Origin of the sequence: Micromonospora sp. NPDC023814 (genome assembly GCF_040639595.1) — a bacterium.
Classification (GTDB): Bacteria; Actinomycetota; Actinomycetes; order Mycobacteriales; family Micromonosporaceae; genus Micromonospora.
Window position 1 is genome coordinate 1 of sequence record NZ_JBFAAF010000048.1, and the last position, 21,138, is coordinate 21,138.

At 71.4% G+C, this 21,138-nt stretch carries 21 protein-coding genes and 1 pseudogene; 7 read left to right on the forward strand and 15 right to left on the reverse strand.

Annotation, left to right across the window (positions count from 1 at the left end):
* Positions 1-656 precede the first annotated feature (656 nt).
* Positions 657-1,943 carry a tyrosine--tRNA ligase gene (tyrS, locus tag AB0G14_RS23445; protein ID WP_357700795.1) on the reverse strand — a complete coding sequence of 429 codons (1,287 nt, stop codon included), beginning with the start codon at positions 1,941-1,943 and terminating at the stop codon, positions 657-659.
* A gap of 79 nt (positions 1,944-2,022) precedes the next feature.
* On the opposite strand from tyrS, the gene AB0G14_RS23450 reads away from it, so the two are divergent.
* A complete protein-coding gene (locus tag AB0G14_RS23450; protein ID WP_357700797.1) occupies positions 2,023-2,433 on the forward strand; it encodes a PaaI family thioesterase in 411 nt (136 codons plus the stop codon).
* Positions 2,434-2,573: 140 nt separating this feature from the next.
* Here the strand turns inward: AB0G14_RS23450 and AB0G14_RS23455 are convergent.
* The 3 genes and pseudogenes from AB0G14_RS23455 to AB0G14_RS23465 all read right to left on the reverse strand — a co-directional run.
* Positions 2,574-2,633: pseudogene (locus AB0G14_RS23455) on the reverse strand (hypothetical protein); the annotation flags it as partial.
* Positions 2,634-2,843: 210 nt separating this feature from the next.
* Positions 2,844-3,488 carry a hypothetical protein gene (locus AB0G14_RS23460; RefSeq protein WP_357700699.1) on the reverse strand — a complete coding sequence of 215 codons (645 nt, stop codon included), beginning with the start codon at positions 3,486-3,488 and terminating at the stop codon, positions 2,844-2,846.
* A 54-nt stretch (positions 3,489-3,542) separates the two neighbouring features.
* Complete coding sequence (locus tag AB0G14_RS23465; RefSeq protein WP_357700701.1) at positions 3,543-4,025, reverse strand: GNAT family N-acetyltransferase; 483 nt, start codon at positions 4,023-4,025, stop codon at positions 3,543-3,545.
* A gap of 156 nt (positions 4,026-4,181) precedes the next feature.
* On the opposite strand from AB0G14_RS23465, the gene AB0G14_RS23470 reads away from it, so the two are divergent.
* On the forward strand, positions 4,182-4,430 hold the full coding sequence (locus AB0G14_RS23470; protein ID WP_357700703.1) for a hypothetical protein: 249 nt from the start codon (positions 4,182-4,184) through the stop codon (positions 4,428-4,430).
* Between the two features lie 51 nt (positions 4,431-4,481).
* Here AB0G14_RS23470 and AB0G14_RS23475 read toward each other — a convergent pair whose 3' ends face one another.
* From AB0G14_RS23475 to AB0G14_RS23490, 4 genes are all read right to left on the reverse strand, one after another.
* Positions 4,482-5,138: an SGNH/GDSL hydrolase family protein gene (locus AB0G14_RS23475; RefSeq protein ID WP_357700705.1), complete on the reverse strand. Its 657-nt coding sequence runs from the start codon at positions 5,136-5,138 to the stop codon at positions 4,482-4,484.
* Between the two features lie 357 nt (positions 5,139-5,495).
* Positions 5,496-6,485: a BtrH N-terminal domain-containing protein gene (locus AB0G14_RS23480; RefSeq protein ID WP_357700707.1), complete on the reverse strand. Its 990-nt coding sequence runs from the start codon at positions 6,483-6,485 to the stop codon at positions 5,496-5,498.
* Entirely contained in the window at positions 6,482-7,339 is an 858-nt protein-coding gene (locus tag AB0G14_RS23485; protein ID WP_357700709.1) for a GyrI-like domain-containing protein, read from the reverse strand. The genes AB0G14_RS23480 and AB0G14_RS23485 overlap by 4 nt, the downstream gene beginning before the upstream one ends.
* Before the next feature lie 288 nt (positions 7,340-7,627).
* Positions 7,628-8,569 carry a LysR family transcriptional regulator gene (locus tag AB0G14_RS23490; protein ID WP_357700711.1) on the reverse strand — a complete coding sequence of 314 codons (942 nt, stop codon included), beginning with the start codon at positions 8,567-8,569 and terminating at the stop codon, positions 7,628-7,630.
* 124 nt (positions 8,570-8,693) lie between these two features.
* Between AB0G14_RS23490 and AB0G14_RS23495 the strand changes: the two genes are divergently transcribed.
* The gene (locus tag AB0G14_RS23495) at positions 8,694-9,944 is read left to right on the forward strand and encodes an MFS transporter (RefSeq protein WP_357700713.1); all 1,251 of its coding nucleotides are present in this window, start codon (positions 8,694-8,696) and stop codon (positions 9,942-9,944) included.
* 118 nt (positions 9,945-10,062) lie between these two features.
* On the opposite strand, the gene pdxY is transcribed toward AB0G14_RS23495, so the two are convergent.
* The 3 genes from pdxY to AB0G14_RS23510 form a co-directional block, all read right to left on the reverse strand.
* Positions 10,063-10,914 (reverse strand): pyridoxal kinase PdxY, encoded by an 852-nt coding sequence (gene pdxY, locus AB0G14_RS23500; protein ID WP_357700715.1) that lies wholly within the window; start codon positions 10,912-10,914, stop codon positions 10,063-10,065.
* 208 nt (positions 10,915-11,122) lie between these two features.
* Positions 11,123-11,683 (reverse strand): hypothetical protein, encoded by a 561-nt coding sequence (locus AB0G14_RS23505; RefSeq protein WP_357700717.1) that lies wholly within the window; start codon positions 11,681-11,683, stop codon positions 11,123-11,125.
* 197 nt (positions 11,684-11,880) lie between these two features.
* On the reverse strand, positions 11,881-13,434 hold the full coding sequence (locus tag AB0G14_RS23510) for a sugar porter family MFS transporter (protein WP_357700719.1): 1,554 nt from the start codon (positions 13,432-13,434) through the stop codon (positions 11,881-11,883).
* An 86-nt stretch (positions 13,435-13,520) separates the two neighbouring features.
* Here AB0G14_RS23510 and AB0G14_RS23515 point away from each other — a divergent pair, with 86 nt between their 5' ends.
* The 3 genes from AB0G14_RS23515 to AB0G14_RS23525 all read left to right on the forward strand — a co-directional run bounded on the left by AB0G14_RS23515 (position 13,521) and on the right by AB0G14_RS23525 (position 16,420).
* A complete protein-coding gene (locus AB0G14_RS23515; protein ID WP_357700720.1) occupies positions 13,521-14,288 on the forward strand; it encodes a hypothetical protein in 768 nt (255 codons plus the stop codon).
* A gap of 281 nt (positions 14,289-14,569) precedes the next feature.
* Positions 14,570-15,952 carry a transposase gene (locus tag AB0G14_RS23520; RefSeq protein ID WP_357700722.1) on the forward strand — a complete coding sequence of 461 codons (1,383 nt, stop codon included), beginning with the start codon at positions 14,570-14,572 and terminating at the stop codon, positions 15,950-15,952.
* A 54-nt stretch (positions 15,953-16,006) separates the two neighbouring features.
* Positions 16,007-16,420, forward strand: coding sequence for a hypothetical protein (locus AB0G14_RS23525; protein WP_357700724.1), 414 nt, complete (start codon positions 16,007-16,009; stop codon positions 16,418-16,420).
* A gap of 179 nt (positions 16,421-16,599) precedes the next feature.
* Here the strand turns inward: AB0G14_RS23525 and AB0G14_RS23530 are convergent, their stop codons facing one another.
* Positions 16,600-16,962, reverse strand: a complete 363-nt coding sequence (locus tag AB0G14_RS23530; protein WP_357700726.1) for an STAS domain-containing protein — start codon at positions 16,960-16,962, stop codon at positions 16,600-16,602.
* A 246-nt stretch (positions 16,963-17,208) separates the two neighbouring features.
* Here AB0G14_RS23530 and AB0G14_RS23535 point away from each other — a divergent pair, with 246 nt between their 5' ends.
* Complete coding sequence (locus tag AB0G14_RS23535) at positions 17,209-17,964, forward strand: GAF and ANTAR domain-containing protein (RefSeq protein ID WP_357700728.1); 756 nt, start codon at positions 17,209-17,211, stop codon at positions 17,962-17,964.
* 90 nt (positions 17,965-18,054) lie between these two features.
* Here AB0G14_RS23535 and AB0G14_RS23540 read toward each other — a convergent pair whose 3' ends face one another.
* From AB0G14_RS23540 to AB0G14_RS23550, 3 genes are all read right to left on the reverse strand, one after another.
* Entirely contained in the window at positions 18,055-19,266 is a 1,212-nt protein-coding gene (locus tag AB0G14_RS23540; protein WP_357700730.1) for an amidohydrolase family protein, read from the reverse strand.
* On the reverse strand, positions 19,263-20,036 hold the full coding sequence (locus AB0G14_RS23545; RefSeq protein WP_357700732.1) for a 6-phosphogluconolactonase: 774 nt from the start codon (positions 20,034-20,036) through the stop codon (positions 19,263-19,265). The genes AB0G14_RS23540 and AB0G14_RS23545 overlap by 4 nt, the downstream gene beginning before the upstream one ends.
* Positions 20,037-20,115: 79 nt before the next feature.
* On the reverse strand, positions 20,116-21,090 hold the full coding sequence (locus AB0G14_RS23550; protein WP_350709880.1) for a LacI family DNA-binding transcriptional regulator: 975 nt from the start codon (positions 21,088-21,090) through the stop codon (positions 20,116-20,118).
* Between the last annotated feature and the right edge of the window lie 48 nt (positions 21,091-21,138).

The window sequence follows — 21,138 nt, forward strand, 5'->3', positions numbered from 1 at the left end:
CCAACAAAAACCTTTGTTGAAACAGTCATCCCGACAACAAATGTTGCCAAAGGAATCCAAAACCAGCCAAACCAAAAGGCCTGACCAGTCCCGGGTATAAATCAATTTGGCACTGGCTTATCAAGCACCCTGTTGAGTTCTCAAAGAACAACCACACACCGCCCGGAAACCCCACACCGTGGAGCCCCCGACCCGGGGCATTTCGTTCACCGCACCCGCCGCTCTCGCGCCGGGCACTTTTACTACGTTACCCGCTGGTTTCCGCCGTGTCAAACCGCTCTGTCGCGATCCACACCACTTCAACCCAATTTCCGGACACCACGAACGAAACCGGCTTGCGCCGTTTCCGATCGCAGCTTCCGACAGACCGGCCGCCGCGGTCTCCCGCGAACTCGCCCGGTTTCCTGCCGGCGTCGAACCTTACCCGGTCGGCTCCGCTTCACCAAATCCGCCTCGCGGCGAATCCGGGGCACCGCCCGGTCCCGGGTCCGAGGAGTGCAACCCCTCGAACCGGAAGCTCATTCCCACGCTCCGGCCTCAAGGACTTTCGCCCTGTTTCGTCCGTTCCGCGCTGGCAGAGAGAAAGTTACGCCCCCGGCGGATTGATCGTCAAATCCGCCGGGGGCGTCGCCCGTCACAGTCGCGCGGGCGTACGGCTAGCTGCGCAGCTCGACCCCGGCGAACGACCGCTTGCCGCGGCGCAGCACCAGGTACCGGCCGTGCAGCAGGTCCTCCGGGCTCACGGTGGCGTCGGTCTCGGTGACCCGGTTGTTGTTGACGTAGGCGCCGCCCTCGGCGATCACCCGGCGGGCCTCCTTCAGGCTCGGGACCAGCCCGGAATCGCGCAGGAGCCCGGCGACGTCGGGCAGCTCGTCGAGGTGGACGAGGCCGGCCTCGGTCAGCGCGGCGCGCAGCGTCGCCGGCGTGAGCTCCTCCAGCGAGCCCCGGCCGAAGAGCGCCTGGCTGGCGGCGACCACCTGCGCCATCTCGCGCTCGCCGTGCACGAGCGTGGTCAGCTCCTCGGCGAGCGCACGCTGTGCCGCCCGGGCGGCCGGCCGCTCCGCCGTCTCCTTCTCCAGCGCCTCCAGTTCCTCCCGCGAACGGAAGCTGAAGTAGCGCAGGTAGTGGCTCACGTCCCGGTCCTCGACGTTGACCCAGAACTGGTAGAACGCGTACGGGCTGGTCAGCTCGGGGTCGAGCCAGATGGCGCCGCCCTCGGTCTTGCCGAACTTCGTCCCGTCCGACTTCGTGACCAGCGGGGTGGTGAACGCCTGCACCGGGCCGGCGCCGCGCCGGCGGATGTAGTCCACCCCGGCCGCGATGTTGCCCCACTGGTCGGAGCCGCCGAACTGGAGCTGGCAGCCGTGCCGGCGGTGCAGCTCGAAGAAGTCGTTGGCCTGGAGCAGCTGGTAGCTGAACTCGGTGAAGCTGATCCCGCTCTCCAGCCGCGCCTTGACCACCTCCCGGGCCAGCATCCTGTTGACCGGGAAGTGCTTACCGACGTCGCGGAGGAACTCGACCACCGACATCTCGCCGGTCCAGTCGAGGTTGTTGACCAGTTGCGCGGCGTTCTCGCCCTCGTACGAGACGAAGGGGGCGAGCTGGTCGCGGATCCGGGCCACCCAGCCGGCGACCACCTCGGGCGGGTTGAGGGTCCGCTCGGCGCTCTCCTTCGGGTCGCCGATCTGGCCGGTCGCGCCGCCGACGAGCAGCAGCGGCCGGTGCCCGGCGAGCTGGAGCCGACGGGCCGTGGTGACCTGCATGAGGTGGCCGACGTGCAGACTCGGCGCGGTCGGGTCGAAACCCACATAGTAGGTGGCGGCACTGCCGTCGAGCAGCGTACGCAGCTCGTCGAGGTTGGTGGAGTCCTGGATCAGGCCACGCCACCGCAGGTCATCGGTCAGGGAGTCCCGCCCGGGCGGCGGGAGGCTGCTGTCGGTCACGGTCACCCATTCTCCCCCATGACCGGGCGCCTGCCGTAGCGGGTTTGCGCAGCGGGCGGCGGCGTAGGCTGACGACGCCATGATCGGGAAGGGGAACGCCGTGGACATGCCGGATCTGACGGGCGGCTTCGTCGCCCTGCTCGGCCTCAGGTTCGACGAGGTCGGCGGGGACCGCGTGGTGATCCGCTGGCAGGTCCGCCCCGAGCTGCACCAGCCGTTCGGGATCCAGCACGGCGGCGTGTACTGCTCGGTGGTCGAGACCGCGGCCAGCGTCGGCGGGTCGGTGTGGCTGGGCGACCGGGGGCGGGTCGTCGGCGTGTCGAACCAGACCGACTTCCTGCGCGCGGTCCGCGACGGCGAGCTGACCGCCGTGGGCACCCCCGTACACCGGGGCCGCAGCCAGCAGCTCTGGCAGGTGGAGATCACCGACGCCGACGCCCAGCTCGTCGCCCGCGGCCAGGTGCGACTGCAGAACCTCTCCCCCGCCTGACCCGCACCCCGGCCCGGGGCGCGGTGGCGACGGTCAGCCGCGGGCCTCGTCCAGCACCGGCTCCCCGGCGTCGTCGCGCGGCGGCGCAGCCGGACGCCGGTGATCGCGCGGTGGTCGATGCGGGCCACCTCCAGCTCCCAGCCGTCCACGGCGACGCTCTCCCCGGCGACGGTGGGGATGTGGCCGAGGCAGGTGAGCACCAGGCCCGCGATGGTGGTGTAGTCGCCGCCGGGGCGGCCGGGCAGCTCGACCCCGCTGGCGCTCGGCCTTGAACTGGCGCAGCGCGTCGACCACCGGCAGCGAGTCCGGCAGCAGCATCGGCGGGCGGGCGCACTCGTCGACCGGCCGGTCGTCGCGGACGCCGACGAGGTCGCGCAGGTGGATCAATCCTCGCCCGGCCCGGGAAGCGGTCAGGCTGGCTCGGCGACCGGCGGGGCCGTCAGGTCGAGCACGTACGAGCGGCCCTCGGGGCGGAAGCCGAGCCGGTGGTAGTAGGGGGCGACCATGCCGGGCGGGGTGACCACCCGGCGGAACCCCCGGTCGGTGAAGAGGCGGCTGCGCCGGTAGACGAACTCGCCCGGGGTGAAGTCCCGGAACCGCCGGGTGACGTAGTCGAGGTCGACCTGCGCCACGCCGTCGGGCTCGGCGTGCGACAGCACCACGCCGACCACCTCGTCGGCCCGCAGCACCAGGAAGGCGGAGCGCTCGGCGGAGGTGCCGGGCGGCCAGCGGAAGCCGGGGTTGAAGCGGGCGATGTCCGCGCCGTGGACGCGCAGCGTGTGGGCGAGGAACTGGTCGTCCACGCCGACCTCGACCACCTGGTAGGTCGCCTCGTCGTGGCGGGTGGCGAGCATGGCGCGCAGGTACCAGACGTTGATCACGGCCAGCACGACGTTCAGCCCGACCATCGGCCAGACCTGCACCGCGGCGTTGTAGCCGATCAGGATCAGACACCCGAGCAGGTTCAGGGCACGCAGCCGGAGAATACGCGTCTGCAGCAGCGACCAGACCAGCAGCGCCGAGCCGGTCCAGCCGATGAGTTCCAGCCAGTCCACCCCGCGAGAGTAGTGGTCACCCGGGGCAGCCCGCGCGGCGGGCGCGGGGCCGGTTCAGCGGTCGGCGAGTTCCAGCACCCACTCCTCCACCTCGGCGCCGCGGCCGTTGGCGTACCCCCTGTCCTCGCCCGTGACGACGAAGCCGCACTTACGCAGCACGGCGAGCGAGGCCCGGTTGTCCTTGGCGGCGCGGGCGTGCACGGGCCGCTGGGGCAGCTCGCGCAGCAGGGCGGCGAGCGCGGCGGTGGCGTAGCCCCGGCCCCAGCGGCGCGGGTTGATCCAGTAGCTGACCTCGGTCTTGTCGTCGACCGGGAAGGCGGTCACGTGGCCGACGACCTCGTCGTCGACGACGGCCGTGCGGGCGACGATCCGCTCGTCGGCGCGGACCCGGCGCCAGTGCGCGTCGAACCGCGCCCGGTCGGACGGGTCCTCCGGGCCGAAGGCGGCCATCCAGTTGGCCTCGACGTCCTGCTCGTGGTCGAAGAAGTGGGGCAGGTCGTCGTCGCGTACGGGGCGCAGGCGCAGGTCGGCGGTCACGGGCCCGAGGATAGGGCCAGGCGGTGACATCGCGGACCTCGCGTCACGCCCGCTCCGCGGCGTTCGCCAGGTCCGGCCGCGCCCCGATCAGACACGGACGCCCGTCGGTGCGCGATTCCGGGCACGCCGGGCCGGCGCCGCGCGGACAATGAGCGGATGACACGAGCGGTACGGGGCGCGCGGGCGGGCGGGACGCCCGTCGGCACGGCGGCGGGCGCGCGGGCGGCGGGCGCGGCGTCGCTCGGAGCGCTTGCCGTGGGCGCGCTGGCCGTCGGGGCGGTCGCCGTCGGGGCGCTGGCCGTCGGTCGGCTGGCGATCCGCCGGGCCGTCGTGCGCGAGTTGCGCATCGGTCGGCTGGAGATCGACGAACTGGTCGTGCGCGAGCGCCCCGCCGGCGACGGGTAGGAGAGGTCATCGGCGGACATCCCTGGTCCCGCCGTCTCCGCTCGCGAATCGTCACAGGACAGTTGTCGGGGCGGTTGCCAGGTCCCGGGCGGCGACCGCCCGCAGCCACTGCTGGGCCAGCAGGGCGTGACCCGGTTGCGTCAGGTGCACGCCGTCCGCCGTCCAGACCTGCTCGTCGGCTGTCCCGGCACCGAACAGGTGGTCCACCGTCACCAACGTCGCGTCGAAGTCGACGGCCAGTTTGCGCACCACGTCGGCCTTCGGCCCGAGGTCTTCGCGCCATGCCCGCTGTCCGTCGTCGAGCGGGATGAGGAAGGGCTCGATCAGGATGACGGCGGCGTCGAGCCGCCGTCGGGTCAGGTCGAGGATGTGCCGGTAGTCGCGTTCGAACTCCTCCACAGTGGTGGGATCACCGGCGCTGTACCGGCGCCAGGTGTCGTTGATGCCGATCAGCACCGACACCACCTGCGGCGCGAGCCGCAGGCAGTCGTCGTCCCACCTGGCGCGCAGGTCGCGGACCCGGTCGCCGCTGACACCCCGGTTGAGGAAGGTGACGGCGTGCTGCGGGTGCCGGGCGGTGAACCAGGCCGAGGCCATCATGGCGTATCCGCCACCGAGGTCGTCGGACCGCTCGCGGTTGCGTCCCGCGTCGGTGATGCTGTCGCCGATGAACAGCACCCGTCCGCCGGGTGGGATCTCTTCTGTCATCACGAGCCTCCATTGCTTCGCGTGGGCCGGTGCCGGAGCCGGGCAGGGCGATCGTACGCGTGCCCGGCTGGGAGGTCGGCTGGGCAGAATCGTGGTAGGGGCCGGCACGTTCCGGGCGCACCGCCCGCATCGGACGGTCGGAGGACACGTCCCTGCCGGAAACGGGACGCCGAGAGACCACGTAGCGTGGGGCGACGAACTGGCCGTCGTACGGAGGATCTTCGCCCGGTACGGATGACTGGGACCTCGTGCGCGACACGTGACCCGCGACATGCCGCTTCGAGGTGACCGACGAGCGACAGGCGATGCCGGACCCGCTGCCGTGTTCGAGCGGGCACGGGAGCCGCGTTGAGGTGGTCAGTCGGTGCGGATGCCGGTCAGGATCTGCATGGCGTGGCGTTCCCTGGCCGCGAGTTCGGTGAGGAGTACCGAGGCGCGGGTCAAATGGTCCGGGTCGCCGGTTTCTCCGGCGGCCGTGATGTGGTGGGAGACCTCGGTCCATGACGGGGCGATCTCGGCGTACAGCTGGTGACCGCGGCGGACGTTGTCGTCGTCGACGATCGTGGCGCATTCGGCGAGGAAGTCGTGGTACATGGCGCGGAACAGGGCGCCACCGGTCCCGCCGCCTTCCATCAGCGCTGCGGCCAGCGGGAGGTCGCGGGACGGGTCGCTGGAGCGGTCGAGCCATCGCGCCACCTGTCGGGCCGCCTTGTCGATGCCGCGATGGCCGAGGTTGGCGATGGGTGGATTGAGGAAGGTGTGTGCGTTGTTGCGGATGGCCGCCCGGATGGCGTGGCCCAGATCGGGCCGGCCGGTGGGGCTGGCGATGGTGTAGGAGAGGTTGCGGGCGGTCATCGGTCCGCGTTCGTTGCGGGCCCGTTCCAAGCTCGTCAGCGTGGTCGTCACGGTGCCGCCCTGCTGGGCGGTGTCGATCAGGTAGGCGTGGGTGTCGTCGTAGCCGTACATCGCGGCGAAGTGGGCCCCGAAGTGGACTTTCGTGCTGAAGTAGTCCAGGTGGTAGGAGTCCAGTTGCAGGCCGACCGGGCGTCCGGCGGTGAGGGCGGCGACCACGTTCTGCCAGGCCTTACGGGGCGAGGCGGTCTCCTGGATGTGCAGCGTCAGGCCCAGCCGGTCGGCCACGGTCCGGGTGATCGTGGTCGGTTTGGTGCGGCCGCCGAGGAACGGAAAGTCCATGCTCCTGGCATCCCAGTAGACGAAGCCCAGCCCTTCGCCGAGGCCAAACAGCATGGGCTCGGACAGGTCGACGCCCTCGTGGCGCAGCAGGGCACCGAGCGTGGTGGTCTCGCAGTGCCGACCGGCGGGGAACGCCACGTTCTCGATGATCATTTGGTTTCCTTGTCTGCTGGTCGGGACGGGCCGGACGGGGGACGGACCGGCCAGGCGATCTCTGTGCGGAGCGCGGCCGTGGGTGTGCCGGGTGCGGGCGATACGAGGTAGCGCTCCTCGGCCGGGCCCGCCAGCGCCCGGTCGTGCTCGGCGATCCAGCGTCCCAGCGACCGGTAGGCGGTCTCGATGTCGTCGTAGCCGCCCTCGTGGACGGTCGCGGCGAGCAGGCAGCCCGGCAGTTCCCCGGCCGCAATCGCCGCGGTGGGTCGGGGCGGGCGCTCCACCGGCGCGAACAGCTCGACCTCCAACTCCGCCGCATCGAGGTCGTCGCTGAGGTATCGGGCCCCGACCGGCCCCGCCGGGGCGATCCCCTGCGCGGCGAGGCCGCCGAACAGCCGCGCGAACCCGGGCGCCAGCGCCTCGGCCAGCCCGGTCAGCGGGGTACGCACCAGTATGCGGGCGGTGGGCTGGGCATCGCGCCACCGTTCGTACACGTGCAGCCAGCTCGGCACGCGTCCCGGCTCGGCCAGCACGGCCCCCAACCGCCCGGCGATCTCGTCGAGCCGGGCCGCCCGCGCGGCCACGCGTTCCCGGTGCCGCTCGATGACGGCGCGCGTCTGCTCCGGGGTTTCGGCCGCCAGGATCTCGGCGATCTCGGGCAACGGCACCTCCAGCTCTCGCAGCCGCCGGACCAGCCCCGCTCGGGGGAACTGGTCAACGCTGTACCGGCGGTAGCCGGTATCCGGATCGACCGACGCCGGGACGAGCAGACCCAGCCGGTCATAGTTACGCAGCACTCGAACGGACAACCGGGTCGCTCGCGCGAACACCCCGATCGGCATCAACCCCGTCACCGGCGCCTCCAACAGCCTCGACCCTCCCCCCGGGAGAGGGTCAACCCCGGCCGGCCCCTGCCGCGCCGACCACGGAACGAATCATCATGGAACGGGTCCGGCCGGCCCCGTACCCGGCGCGCTCGCGGGTCGCGTGCCCGGCAGCTCACCGTCATGCAGGCTGAACCGGTCGGCACGGGTCGCACGACGTGCGTTGCCGGCGGCAACGACCCCTCCGGCTCCGCGAACAGCGACCCGTACTGCCTCTTCGGGGGACAGGGGTGACGCCGGAGCGCGTCCCGTCCGGCGTCAGGCGCGGCGGCTGGCCCAGCTCGGCACCCAGACCTCGGCCGGAGTGGCCGGGCGGGCAGCCGTCAGGTGCTGGCGGAGTGCGGTGAGAGTGGGGTGCGGGTTGCCCGCGAGGCACACGAACGAGTGCGGGTAGACCGGCGTCGGGCCGTACAGCGGGATGCGGCGCAGGTCGTGGGCGGTTGGCCAGATGTACCGGTCACCGCTGCCCACGAGGGTGGCCAGGTCGGCGGAGTCGGCGATCGCGTCGAGCAGCGCCTCGGTGCCGAAGTTCGGGCCGATCGCGTCGATCCGCAGGTCGAACGCTTCGGTGAGCTCGTCGTAGTAGGCGGCCCATTCGGTGCCCCGCTTGATGCCCGGAATCCAGATGCGGTGCCCGGCCAGGTCGGCCGGGGTCAGGAAACGAGCAGCGGCAAGCGGGTGGGAGTGGCCGACGAGCAGTTGCAGCGGGTCGTCCAGGGCCCGCTCGACCAGGATGCCGTCGGGTAGCTCGCGGGCCGGTACGGGTACGGCCCGGAAGGTTCCGTCGATCTCCCTGGCGCGGACGGCCTCGATGGCCGTCTCGACGTTGGCGTTCGAAAGCGTGACGACGTCGAGCTCGATCCCCGGGTGCGCCCGGTAGAAGCGTTGCGTCGTCACGGCCGGGGCGATGCGTCGGTTGAGGACGTCAACGCGCAGCGCGCGTTCGCCCGGCCGGACCGAGGCGGCGGCCCGTTCGGCAGCTCGGAGCAGTTCGCGGGAGTGCGGGAGGAACGCCTGCCCGTCGAGGGTGAGCTGGGCGCCACGGGCGGTGCGGGTGAAGAGGGTGACTCCGAGGCGGCGTTCGAGGTTGGCCACGCGCTTGGAGACAGCCTGCTGCGTGATCTCCAGGTCGATGGCCGCTTCCTGGAACTGTCCTGCGTCGGCGACGGCGACGAAGGTGCGCACGGCCTCGATATCCACGCCCAGATCCTACGGCTGCACAAACGCTGGTTGTGGCTCGCCAGCGCGGTCGTTGTTGGATTACTGGTCACCCGAGCTGGTCGAATCGTCGCCGTCAACGATTGGTTGTGACGGGAGGGGCAGCGTGCGGCAACGTCTGGGGCGTTCGTTCGGGTGGTTGTGGTCGGCGTTCGCGGCCAGCACCATGGGTACCTGGTTGGGGTTCGGGGCGTTCCCGCTGATCGCGATCCAGGTGCTCGGCATCGGTCCGGCCGCGGTCTCCGCGTTGGCCGCGGCGGGGCTGGCGGTGGGCGCGGTGCTGGCGCTTCCCCTCGGCCCCTGGGTCGAGCGGCAGCGCAAGAAACCGGTCATGATCGCCGCGGACGTCGTCCGGTTCGCGGCCCTGTTGAGCATCCCGATCGCCTTCGCGTTCGGGCTGTTGACCTACACCCAGCTGCTGATCGTCTCCGTGGTCGGGGCGGCGGGGAACATCGCGTTCGTCTCCGCGAGCGGTGCCTACCTGAAGTCGATCGTGCGCCCCGACCAGCTGCTGGCCGCCAACGGGCGTTTCGAGTCGACCACCTGGACGGCCACCGCCGTGGGGCCGACCCTGGGCGGGGCGGCCATCAGTCTCATCGGGCCGGTCGTCACCCTGATCGCCAACGCGGTCGGGTTCCTGTTGTCCGCGCTCGGGATCGGCATGATCCGGGAGCGGGAACCGCGCCCGGCGCACGGAACGGCTACCCGGCTACGCGGTGCGGACCTGTCGGAGGGGTGGCGGTTCATCCTCGCCGACCGTGAACTGCGCGCGCTCTTCCTGAACACCGTGACCGTCAACGCGCTGATCATGGCAACCGAACCGCTGCTGGCCGTGCTGCTCCTCGGCGACCTGAGCTGGGCGGCCTGGCAGTACGGCCTGGCGTTCGGGCTGCCGTGCGTCGGCGGCTTCGTCGGCGCCCAGCTCGCCCCGCGTCTGGAAGCCCGCTACGGGCGCCGCCGGATCCTGCTCGTCTCGGGGACGCTGCGCGCGCTGTGGCCGATCGGCCTGTTCTTCGTGACGCCCGGCGCGGCCGGCGTGGTCCTGGTGATCGCGGTCGAACTGGGGCTGATCACCTGCATGGGCCTGTTCAACCCGCTGTTCGCCACCGAGCGACTCGAGCGGGTACCGGCTGACCGGGTCGGCCGCGTGCTGGTCGCGTGGAACATCGCGGGCACCGGGGCGATCGCGGTGCTCACCGCGCTGTGGGGCGTTCTGGCCGGGGCCACCGACGTACGCGTCGCGATCGGTGTCGCCGGCGTGCTGCTCCTGGCCACCCCGTTCCTGCTCCCGCGCCGCTCCGGCACGCAGTCGCCGGCCACCGGGCCTGCGCGGCCGTTCGTCAGCGCCGCTCGATGACCGGGCCGTGGCCGATCCCGGCCGGACGGGCTCTGGCCCGTCCCCCGGCTGTTCTCTGGTGGCCGGACCACGACCCGCCGGCGAGGCGTCAGACGTACCGACGCCGCCATGCTGACAGTCAGCGCAGCCGCCGGGCGGTGAACCTGGTCGGCGGCTCGGCGATCGCGTCCTGGGCCGCGATCAGCTGGATCTCCCGGGTGCCCGCCGCGAGGGTCGCCTCGAGTACGGCGAAGACGGAGGCGATGGTGCGTTCCAGTGCCGTCGCGGGCGAGCCCGTCGTCCGCAGATGCGCGAGATACAGCGCCGCGGTGACGTCACCGCCGCCGTTCGGGCTGATCGGCAGCAGCGGCGTCGTCACGGCCCAGGCGCCCTCGTCCGAGACGGCCACCACCTCCAGCGACCCCACCGGCACGTCGCCGTGGAGCACGCTGGTGACCAGGACGTGCCGCGGCCCCGTCTCGCGCACCACGTCGACCGCCTCCAGCAACTCCGTCAACGAGTTCGTCGTACGGCCGGCGAGGAAGTCCAGCTCGAAGTGATTCGGGGTGATGATGTCCGCACGCGGGACGACGACGTCCCGCATGAACTCCGGGATGCCGGGCCGGACGAACATCCCGCGGCCGGCGTCGCCCATCACCGGGTCACAGCAGTACACGGCATCCGGGTTGGCCGCCTTGACCTTGTCCACCGCGTCGAGGATCACCGCGCCCATCGCCGGGTCGCCCTGGTAGCCCGACAACACCGCGTCAGCGCTGCCGAGAACCCCGCGGTCCGCGATGCCCGCGATCACCTCGGCCACGTCGGCCGGCGCCAGCAGCGGCCCTCGCCACGCGCCGTACCCGGTGTGGTTGGAGAAGTGGACCGTCAGTACCGGCCAGACCTCGTGCCCGAGCCGCTGGAGAGGAAAGGCCGCCGCCGAGTTGCCGACGTAGCCGTAGGCGACCGAAGACTGGATGGACAGGATCTTCACCGGCTCATCATGCCGGTTCCCGCCGGTGCCACACGTACTGCCCACCGTTTCTGTCGGGTGGCCCACTCCGGGCCCTCCTGCGATGGCGGAACCGCTGACGCGGGCTTCCACCGCCGTTGACCGGCCGGGGCCACCGCAACCGTGGCGAGGCCGTCGGAACGGCCTCGCCGACAGGTCACGGCTTGTCGACCAGCTCGGCCAGGCGGCGTCAGGTCGCCGGCCCGTACGCCTCGAGTTCGAGGATCCTGGAGTAGTCACCGCTGTTGGAGCTGTGCACGACGACCCGCACGCTGTCGGTTTCCCGGACCGGGAAGGAGGCGGTGATGTGCGCGGCGGTGTTGTTCCGGAACTCGCGGACCGTCGTCCACGTTCCGCCTTCGCGCACCTGCACGTCGAAGTCCTTGATGCCCTGGCGGGACGCGGGACTGGTGGGGGTGGCGTAGGTGTGGATCTCGACGCGCTCGATCCGCTCGGGCTTCGGCCATTCGACGGCCAGCCAGTCGGGGAACACCCGGCTGGTCCCGTCGTTCCAGCCGGTGGACGTGGACCAGTTCTGCCAGGCGCTGTCGCCGTCCACCGCGCCGCACGGATCGAACCTGCCGTGGGTCGAGGATGCCGTCGCCTTCTCTCCGTAGGCGAGGTTGTCCCCCGGCTCGCGCTCGGGGAGTGCTGTCACCTCGACCGGCACGGTCACCCGTTGCCTACCCGACCGCAGCAGGATGTCGTAGGTGCCGGCGCCGTGTCGCGCGGCAAGTCTGGGATCAGCCACGACATGGTAGGTAACCGACCCATGCTGAACAGCCAGTGACGCCGAAGCTGCCGCCCGAAGGCCACCGACTCATCAGCGGAAGAACGCCGGTGTCCATGACCCGCCTCCCCCTGGGCACCTCGCCGATGATCGCCCAGGCCCTGCTGACCGTCCTCGTCGCGCCAGCGACGGCAGCACCCCCGTGGCGGCTCGGGCCGCTACATCGTCTCCAGCTCCCGTCCCCTGGTTTCGCGGACGCGTCGGACGAAGACGAGGGCAACCGCCGCGAAGGCGGTGTACATGCCGTAGGTGAGTGGGAGGCTGACGTGGGCGAGGCTCGGAAAGGTGATGGTCACCAGCCAGTTGGCGATCCACTGCGCGGACCCCGCCACCGCGACCGCGGTGACGCGGATGCGGTTGTTGAACATCTCGCCGAGCAGCACCCACAGTGTCGGTCCCCAACTTGCCGCGAAGAACACCACGTAGAGGTTGGCCGCGAGGAGGGCGACGACATCCACGCCGGGAGGGAGAGTGAGGTTCTCCCCGGTGCCGGAGGCGCGGCTGAAGCACCAGGCGAGGGTCCCCAGGGTGACGACCATGCCGGCAGCGCCGACGGTGAGCAACGGCTTGCGACCGACCCGGTCGATGAGGGCGATCGCGAGGAGAGTGCCGGCGATGTTGATGACGCTCGTGATCACGCTCGTCACCAAGGCCTCGTTCTCGGTGAAGCCGACGGCGCGCCAGAGCGTGGTGGAGTAGTAGAAGATGACGTTGATGCCGACGAACTGCTGCAGCGCCGCCAGGATGATCCCGGTCCAGACGATCGGCAACAGCCCGGAGCGGCGGTCACGAGCCGTGGCGCCGCGCAGGTCGGACAGGTCTATCGTCTCCTTCGTGCCGGCCAGTGATCGCTCGATCTCGCGCAGCCGCACACCGTCACCGACATACCGTTCCAGCACCTCACGGGCCTGCTCGCCGCGCCGGCGCCGGACCAGATAGCGCGGGGACTCGGGTATCCGCAGCGCCAGGGCAAGGTAGACCGCTGCGGGGACGGCGGCCGAGGCGAACATCCACCGCCATGCCTCACCACCCCATGGAACGTCCTTGCTGGCACCCCCGGCCGAGGCTGCCAGGGCGTAGTCGGCAAGCAGCGCGGCGAAGATCCCGGTCACGATGGCAAGTTGTTGCAGCGAGCCGAATCGGCCTCGTTTTTCCGCAGGAGCGATCTCGGCGATGTAGGCGGGCACGATCACGCTGGCCGCCCCGACCGCCATGCCGGCAACGGCCCGCCAGGCAGTGAGGCTGATCGGGCCCACCGCCAACGCCGATCCGACTGCGCTGACCGCGAACACGATCGCGGTGATGAGCATGATCCGCACCCGGCCGATCCGATCCGACAGTGGTCCGGCGAACCACGCGCCGACCGCACTGCCGAGCAGCGCCGTGGAGACCGCCGCCCCCAGGACCAGGGAGGACAGGTGAAACCTGGCTTGCACGGCATCCACGGCGCCGTTGACCACCGCCGTGTCGTAACCGAAGAGGAAGCCTCCGACCGCTGCGGCCGCGGCGATCGACAGCGCGCCGCCTCGTTTCTCGGGTGGGGTCTTGGCGGCATCATCGCCGGACGCAGGGCCCCCTTGATCCATGCTGCTCATATTGCCCGATTTGAACCATTTTTGCCCGAGGTTATGCCTGAGTTGGCTGTGGTGCCGCTGCCGAGGCGGCCTGATCGACTCAGGGCTCGCCGTTGAACGCCGCCCGCCACTCGGCACAGCATCGCGACATCGGTGTCGCGACCCCGGCGGCGGCTACGGCCGTACGGGCTGAAACGTCGACTCTTCACGGAAGGGACGACGGCGTGCACCCGACGCTACGACGGCTGGACGATCTCGCGGCCCACCTCGCCACCCTGCCGGACACGGTGGCCCTGCTCGGCCTCGGCTCCGCAGGGGACGAACACGATCGGTTCGACGCACACTCCGACCTGGACTTCTTCCTGGTCGTCGCCGACGGCGCCGTGCCACGCTACGTCGACTCGATCGATTGGCTCGCGGCGCCCTGCCCGGTGGCGTACAGCTTCGCCAACGACCGCAACGCCCGCAAGGCGCTCTACACCGACGGGATCTTCGTCGAGTACGCGGTCCTCACCATCGACGAGTTGACCCGGCTGCCATATGCCGGCGCCCGAATCGTCTGGCAGCGTCCCGACGCGCCCGCCGGGCTCGCCGGAAGCGGGCAGCCGGCGGTGTGCCCGCCGCACGACACGCCCGACTTCCACCTCAACGAGGCGCTCACCAACATCTACGTCGGCATGCACCGCGAGCTCCGGGGCGAACGGCTGTCCGCGTCGCGGTTCATCCAGTCGTACGCCGTGGACCGGGTGATCGACCTGCTCCGGCTCACCTCCCCCGGCATCCCGCACCGGCGCGACCCGTTCGATCCTGCCCGGCGGGTGGAGCAGGCGTATCCGGCGGAGGCGTTGCCGTTGGCCGCGATGGTGCCCGGCTACCGGGCAAACCGTGCGGCCGCCCGGGTCATCCTCGAATGGCTGGAGGCGCGGTTCCCGGTGGACCCGGTGATCGCAGCCGCCATCCGGAACGTATTGGCCACCTCGCCGCCATGCTGACCGGACGGGGCGACGAGCGCCGGCGTGGCGGCCTGCCGAGGTCGCAGGACGAGCGGAGTTCGGACCGGTGCACCGACGTGGGTGTTCCGCTGCCGCCACGGACGGGTCGCCTCGCTGTCGGATCCCGCGGGCCGGCGGCGACCGCGTCCGGCGCAGCGGTTAGTTGTAGTGCCTCGTCTTCGAACGTTGACCGGGTAACCCGTCGTTTCTGAAAATTGTCGTACCGGTGGTGTTGGCTTCGGTTTGTGCCTCGTCGTCGGGACCCTGCTGCGCTGCCGGTGGTGCATCGAACCGCTCGTGTCGCGCTGCGGGTGACCCCCGCGCAGCGGCGACGGTGTTTCGGGCTGCTGCGCTCGGCCGGTGATGTGTGGGCGTGTGTGTTGGAGGTCAACGCGTGGCGGCGCCGCCGCCGGGATGCGCCGCTGGCGGGCTATCAGGACTTGTATCGGGAGTTGTCGGCCTCCGGCCCGGGCACGTTCGCCGAGCTGGACTCGACTGGCGCGCGGTCGGTGTTACGGCGGTTCTCGGATGCGTGGTTTGCGGCGGCGAAACGCCGCAAGGCAGGCGACCTGTCGGCGCGGTTCCCGCGCCGGCGGCGGGGGTTGATGCCGGTGCGCTGGTACCACGGCACCTTCACCCTCGACGGCCGGCGGGTGCGCATCCCGACCGCGAAGCGCACCCCAGCGTTGTGGGTGCGTCTGGCCCGTGAGGTGCCGTATCCGGTCGAGCAGGTCCGCTCGATCACCCTGCTGTGCGAGGGCGGCCGGCTGTTCCTCGACGTCACCGCCGAAGTTCCGGTGGCGGTGTACCCGTCGGGTGAGGGGCCGGACCCCGGCCGGGTGGCGGGTGTGGACGTGGGCATCATCCACCCCTACGCCGTCGCCGGTCCCGGCGGGGAGGCGTTGTTGGTGTCGGGGCGGGCGATCCGCGCCGAGCACCGCATGCACCTGGCCGACACCAAAGCCCGCCGACGTGCCGTCGCCCGACGCGCGCCGAAGCCGGGTCAGCGCGGGTCGCGGCGGTGGCGGCAGTACCGGGCCCGGGCCCGCAGGGTGGAGGGTCGGCATCGGCGGCGGGTGCAGCAGGCCCAACACGAAGCCGCCCGCACCGTCGTCGCCTGGGCGGTCGATCAGCGGGTGGGGGTGCTGCACGTCGGCGACCCCCGCGGGGTCCTGGACGTGTCGGCGGGGCGGCGGCACAACCTGCGACTACGGCAGTGGCAGATCGGCCGCCTCCTTCAAATCCTCACCGACAAGGCCACCCTCGCCGGCATCACCGTCCACCTCGTCGACGAACGTGGCACCTCGTCGACCTGCCCGACATGCCGGCGACGCGTGCCGAAGCCGCGGGGGCGGACCCTGACCTGCCCGCACTGCCAGTTCTCGGGCCACCGCGACTTGGTCGCGGCGGCCAGCATCGCCACCCGCACCCCGGGCGGCGGATCCACCACCCCCACAGCCGTTACGCTGCCTGAGGTGGTCACGCACCGTCGAGCCGGCTGGCACCTCCCCGGCACCGGCCGGTCCCGACGTGACCCCCGCCGCCCACCGGGCGGTGTGAGGGTCCAGATGGCCGGCTGTGGCCCGCCCCACCAGCCAGTGGGGAGTCGCTCGCCAATTCGGCGAGGATCCACAACAACCCACCGAAAACCCGGTGAACGTTAATGGACACAGCACTAGTCTGCGCGTGTGCGGGAGCGATGTCCTGGAGCAACCTCGATGGCTGATGCCGACGATGTCCGTCGCCTGGCACTGGCGCTGCCTCACGTGGTCGAGATCGACAGTGACGGCTTCGACTTCCGGGTAGCCGACAAGGGTTTCGTCTGGTCCTACCCGGAGCGCAGACCCGGTGCGCCGCGCCTCATCCGCACCGACATCGCGGTGCTGTACGTCGGCGACGAAGCGGAGAAGCAGGCGTTGCTCCTCGGCGAGCCCGAGGTCTTCTTCACCACGCCCGCGTACGACGGGCTGCCCCTGGTAATGCTGCGGCTGGCGCAGGTGACCGTCGACCGCCTGCAGGAACTCGTCACCGACGCGTGGCGTATGCGCGCCCCGGACTCGCTCGCCGGCAACCTCGACGACGCGGATTCGTCGAGCCCAGACCTGAGAAAGGCCGCCCAGGAGGCCAGGTAGCACTGGCCCCAATGCCGCAGGCGGAGCCTGCGCAACGCTGCTCGACCGCTCGGCGACCCGCCAGGTTTAGGTTGATCAACTTCGGGTACGTCTGCCGGCAGGCGAGTTCGACCCGTGGTCGAGGGGCAGCACGGGTCCGCCAGCCCGGCGTACGACCGGAGAGCGGAGCGAAAGGCAGGTCACTCGGTGGTGAATTCGTCCCTGAGGCCGACCATGTTCAGGACGGCGACGGTGATCCGGGACGGCCTGCGCACGACCAGCGAGCAGCCCCGTGCGGCGACTCGCCGGCGCACGGTCAGCAGCGCGGTGATCCCGGCCGCGCAGAAGAAGCTCACCCCGCTCAGGTCGAGCACCAGCACCGGAAGCGGTCGGCCGGACGTCACCCGGTCCACGAGGTCGACGAGCAGGTCCACGGTGCCCATGTCGAGGGGCCCCCGGACCTCCACCACCGTCGCCGGGCCCTCCACGACGACCGTGAGGGACAGGATGGACTGGCGGGTAATTTCCGACGGTGCCGGGTGCGGCGCCTGATGGACGGACATGAGCTGCTCCTCGGTGAGGGTGTCCGGACCGGGTCGGTGCTCGGCCCACCGTCGGTGGGCGGCACTGGTCCTGGGCTCATGTCCGAACCCACGTCGACCCTAGCCGCATCCCGTCCGATGCGCACCCCCCTCGTCCGAGCGCGTGCGCTCGTTGATCAGATACACCGACCGGCGCGCCTCAGGGAGCGGGCCAGGACGGTACGTCACTTCAGTGGAAACCCACGGACACGGTTTCAGGAGGTAGCGGTGGTGTCCGATGCTGCTGATTCGCACCTGGCCTCGGCGTACGGCCGGCTGCTCGTCCTGCTCGTCGACTCGCCTCACGTCGACGTGTTCCTCGACCAGGTCGTCCGGGTCGCGGCCGAGGTCGTCACCCCCGCCGTGGCCTGCGGGCTGACGGTGCGCCGGGGCGGTGGCGCCTTCACCGTCGCCGCCAGCGACGACCTCGCCGCCCGGGCCGACGAGATCCAGTACGGCGCCGACGAGGGTCCCTGCCTCCAGGCCCTGCGCAGTGGACGGGCCGTCGAGGTCGTCGACCTGCGCGAGGACGGCCGCTGGTGCCGCTACCGGGAACACGCGCTCCGGCTCGGCATTGTCAGCTCGCTGTCACTGCCGATGACGGTCGACGGCGAGGCCGTCGGCGCGTTGAACCTGTACGGCACCGATCCCGCCGCCTTCGACGATCGGGCACGCCGGCAGGCCGTGACGTTCACCGACCAGGGGACAGCCGCGCTGACCGTCATGCTCCGCCAGGCCGACCAGGCACTGCTGCATCGGCAACTCACCGACGCGATGGCCTCCCGCAGCGTCATCGACCAGGCCCTCGGTGTGCTGATGGGCCAGCAGCGATGCACCGCCGCGGAGGCTTTCGCCCTGCTCCGGCAGGCGTCCCAGCACCGAAACCGCAAACTGCGTGACGTCGCCGCGGAGATCATCACGCAGGTGACCGGCACGTCCCCGCAGCCGGCTCCCGGATTCGTGGCGCCCCGCCCGCACACCTGACCGGGCAGGGCGGCAGGTTCGGCAGCACGGCCAGGGGGCGGCTGACCGGTCAGCCCGGTGGCCGGCCCTGGTCGACAGCCGCATCGGTCGTCATCCGGCGGCCCTGCCGCACTCAGCAGATGCGCCGTTGCCGGCATGGACGGCCACGCCGCCTACGATCGTGGCGAGCAGCCGGGGTTCCGCCTGCCGTGGCGGGCCGTCGGGTCCGCGGACGAGCACGAGGTCGGCTCGGGCCCCCACGGCGACGACTCCCCGGTCGGGTGATCCGAGCAGCCGGGACGGCACGGTCGACGCCATCGACCACACGTCCGCGAGACCGAAGCCGGTCTGCCGCAGCGCCCACCGGACGCAGTCGAACAGCGAACGGCCGCTGCCGGCCAGCAACTCGGTGCCGGTCAGGCTGAGCCGGCCGTCGGCGTCCACGGTGACCGAGCCGCCGACCGGGGTGCGGTACTCGCCGGGCGGGCAGCCGGCGAGGGCCGCCGAATCGCTGACCAGGACCGAGCGTTCGACGCCCTTCGCCCGCACCATGGCGGTGAACGTGTCAGCGGGGAGGTGGTGACCGTCGGCGATGAAGCTCGCCGTCAGGGCCTCCTCCGCCAGCTGCGCCCACAGGTGGTTGGGATGCCGCGGCAGGACGGCGTGCGAGCCGTTCCCGAGGTGGGTGGAGAGCCGTGCTCCCGCGTGGACCGCCGCCCGCACCTGCTCCGGTGTCGCGGCGGTGTGTCCCAGGCCGACGACGATCCCGGCCTCGGTGGCGGCGCGGACGTACCGCGTCGCGCCGGACCGTTCGGGCGCCAGCGTGACGAGGCGTACCAGGCCCGGGGCGGCGTCGAGCCACTGCGTGAGCTCCCGCGGGTCCGGGTCACGGACGTGCCGCCGGTCGTGCGCGCCACGGGGGCCGTCCGCGTCGGCCAGGTAGGGGCCTTCGACGTGTACGCCGACGACGACGTCGGCGACCAGGGGGTCGCTCGCGCGGGCGGCGGCTATCACGTCGAGGGTGGAGAGGATCTTCTCCTGGCTGGCCGTGATGATCGTGGGGCAGTACGACGTGACGCCCCGGCGGCACAGCGACCGGGTCAACTCGACCACGGTGGCGACCGAAACGTCTTCGGCGTTGACGTCCGCGCCGGCGAATCCGTTGACCTGCAGGTCAACCAGCCCGGGAAGGATCGTGGGCTGGTCCGGCGTCGGCTCGGTCTCCTCGATGGACGAGATGCGGTCGCCGGAGATCCGCAGCCGTACGGGGCGACCGTCGGCGAGCCGGCCCTCGATGCGCGTCTGCTGCCCCGGTGGGGTCACGTCAGCTCGTCCAGACCGCTCGCGGCTGCCGCGTCGGCGTGCACCGACACCGATCGGTGCGTCCGGAGCGCGCTCGCGGGGCAGGCCGGGCCGATGGGTCCGGTCAGGGCGAGCCTCAGCGCGGCCGCCTTGTGCCGGCCGTGCACGGTGACGACGATCGAGTTCGCGCTCAGCAGCGTCGGCACGGTCAAGGTGACCGCCTGGGCCGGCACGTCCTCCAGCCGGGCGAACAGCCCCTCGTCGACCTGCTGTTGACGCGAGACCGGGTCGAGTTCGACCACTCGCACGGCGGCCGGGTCGTCGAAGCGGGCGACGTCGGGCTCGTTGAAGGCGATGTGTCCGTTGACGCCGATGCCCATGCAGGTGAGGTCGATCGGGCCCTGCGCCAGCAGCGTGGCGTAGCGGACGGCCTCGGTGACCGGGTCCGCTTCGGGCCGCAGTCGCGTGAACGACCCGAGCCCGGCGACCGACAACCGCTCCTGCAACCACTGCCCGAACGCCTGGGGATGCGTCTGCGGAAGTCCCACGTACTCGTCCATGTGGAAGGCATGCACCCGGGACCAGTCGATCGAGGCATCGCGTACCAGCGCCGCGAGCATCTCCTGCTGCGAGGGCGCCGCCGCCAGCACGATCCGGGCGCTGCCACGGGCCGCGATCGCGTCACGGATGACGTCTGCGGCGACGTGTGCGGCACCGGCACCGGCGCCGGCCGGATCCGCTGTCACGTGCAGGGTCACGTCGTCCGCGCTCAGCCCCGCCGGCATGCCCATTCCGTCTCCTCAGGCTCTGCAATCGGTTGCACAGACCCTAACGACGAAGCTTCGGCGGGTCAACAGGTTGCGGCAGCGGTCAGGCGGCGGGACCGGTCGAGGCGCGGAGGGTGAGCTCGCCGTCGAGGCGGATCTCCTCGGTCGGCTCACCCGAGCCGCAGCGCTGCAGCAGTTCCACGGCCACGTGTCCCAGCCGCTGCACCGGGGCCGTCACGGTCGTCAGGCGGGGCGTGACGGTGCGCGCCAGCAGCACGTCGTCGCAGCCGATCACGCTGCGCTCCTCCGGCACCCGCACCCCGGCGTCGGCAAGCCCCGCCAGGACGCCACACGCCATCAGGTCGTCGAACGCGAAGGTGGCGGTGCAATCGGTGTCCAGCAGCGCCCTCGCCGCCGCCAGCCCACCCTCGAAGGACGCCGCGAAGGGCCCGAGGTCGACCAGCGTGACGTCGGACCGGACCGCCCACGCGTGGATCGCGTCGGCCCGCTGACGTGCCGCCCAGGAGGCGGAGGGGCCGCGCATCATGGCGACCCTGCGGTGGCCCAGCTGCTCCAGATGCCGGCCGGCGGCCTGCAGGGCGCGCGTGTTGTCGCAGGTCACGCCCGGCAACCCCCGGATCCGCCGGTTGATGACGACGCACGGCAGGTCGTTCACCTTGTCCTTGAGCCCGGACGAGGACCGGGGCGACGCCAGCAGCAGACCGTCGACCTGGCCGGCGAGGTGACGGATCAGCTGGGGCTCCGCGGCGGCCCGCTCCTCCGTGTCGACGAGCAGCACGGAGGAGTCCAGCTTGTCGGCCGCCTGCTGGATGGCCCGGACCAGGGGCGGGAAGAAGGGGTTGGTGATGTCCGGGACGAGCAGCCCGATCAGGCCCGTCCGCCCGGTCACCAGGCCGCGCGCGGCCTTGTTGGGCTGGTAGCCCACCTCGCGGGCCGCGGCGTGGATGCGTTCCCGGAGCTCGGCGTTCACCACGTGCGGCCGGCTGAAGGCACGCGAGACGGTCGACGCGGACACGCCACACGCCTCTGCGATCGAGTAGATCGTCGGCCGCTTCATTCGGTCCTCCTGTTTCGGGCTGTCGCCGCGCTCGCTGAATGTGAAGCG

What these genes read in the sequence shown, in the direction of transcription:
- AB0G14_RS23450 (WP_357700797.1), top strand. Translation starts at nt 2,023, where the DNA reads ATGATCGGGAAGGGGAACGCCGTGGACATGCCGGATCTGACGGGCGGC.
- AB0G14_RS23470 (WP_357700703.1), top strand. Translation starts at nt 4,182, where the DNA reads ATGACACGAGCGGTACGGGGCGCGCGGGCGGGCGGGACGCCCGTCGGC.
- AB0G14_RS23475 (WP_357700705.1), bottom strand. Translation starts at nt 5,138, where the DNA reads ATGACAGAAGAGATCCCACCCGGCGGACGGGTGCTGTTCATCGGCGAC.
- AB0G14_RS23480 (WP_357700707.1), bottom strand. Translation starts at nt 6,485, where the DNA reads ATGATCATCGAGAACGTGGCGTTCCCCGCCGGTCGGCACTGCGAGACC.
- AB0G14_RS23525 (WP_357700724.1), top strand. Translation starts at nt 16,007, where the DNA reads ATGGCTGATGCCGACGATGTCCGTCGCCTGGCACTGGCGCTGCCTCAC.
- AB0G14_RS23530 (WP_357700726.1), bottom strand. Translation starts at nt 16,962, where the DNA reads ATGTCCGTCCATCAGGCGCCGCACCCGGCACCGTCGGAAATTACCCGC.
- AB0G14_RS23545 (WP_357700732.1), bottom strand. Translation starts at nt 20,036, where the DNA reads ATGGGCATGCCGGCGGGGCTGAGCGCGGACGACGTGACCCTGCACGTG.
- AB0G14_RS23550 (WP_350709880.1), bottom strand. Translation starts at nt 21,090, where the DNA reads ATGAAGCGGCCGACGATCTACTCGATCGCAGAGGCGTGTGGCGTGTCC.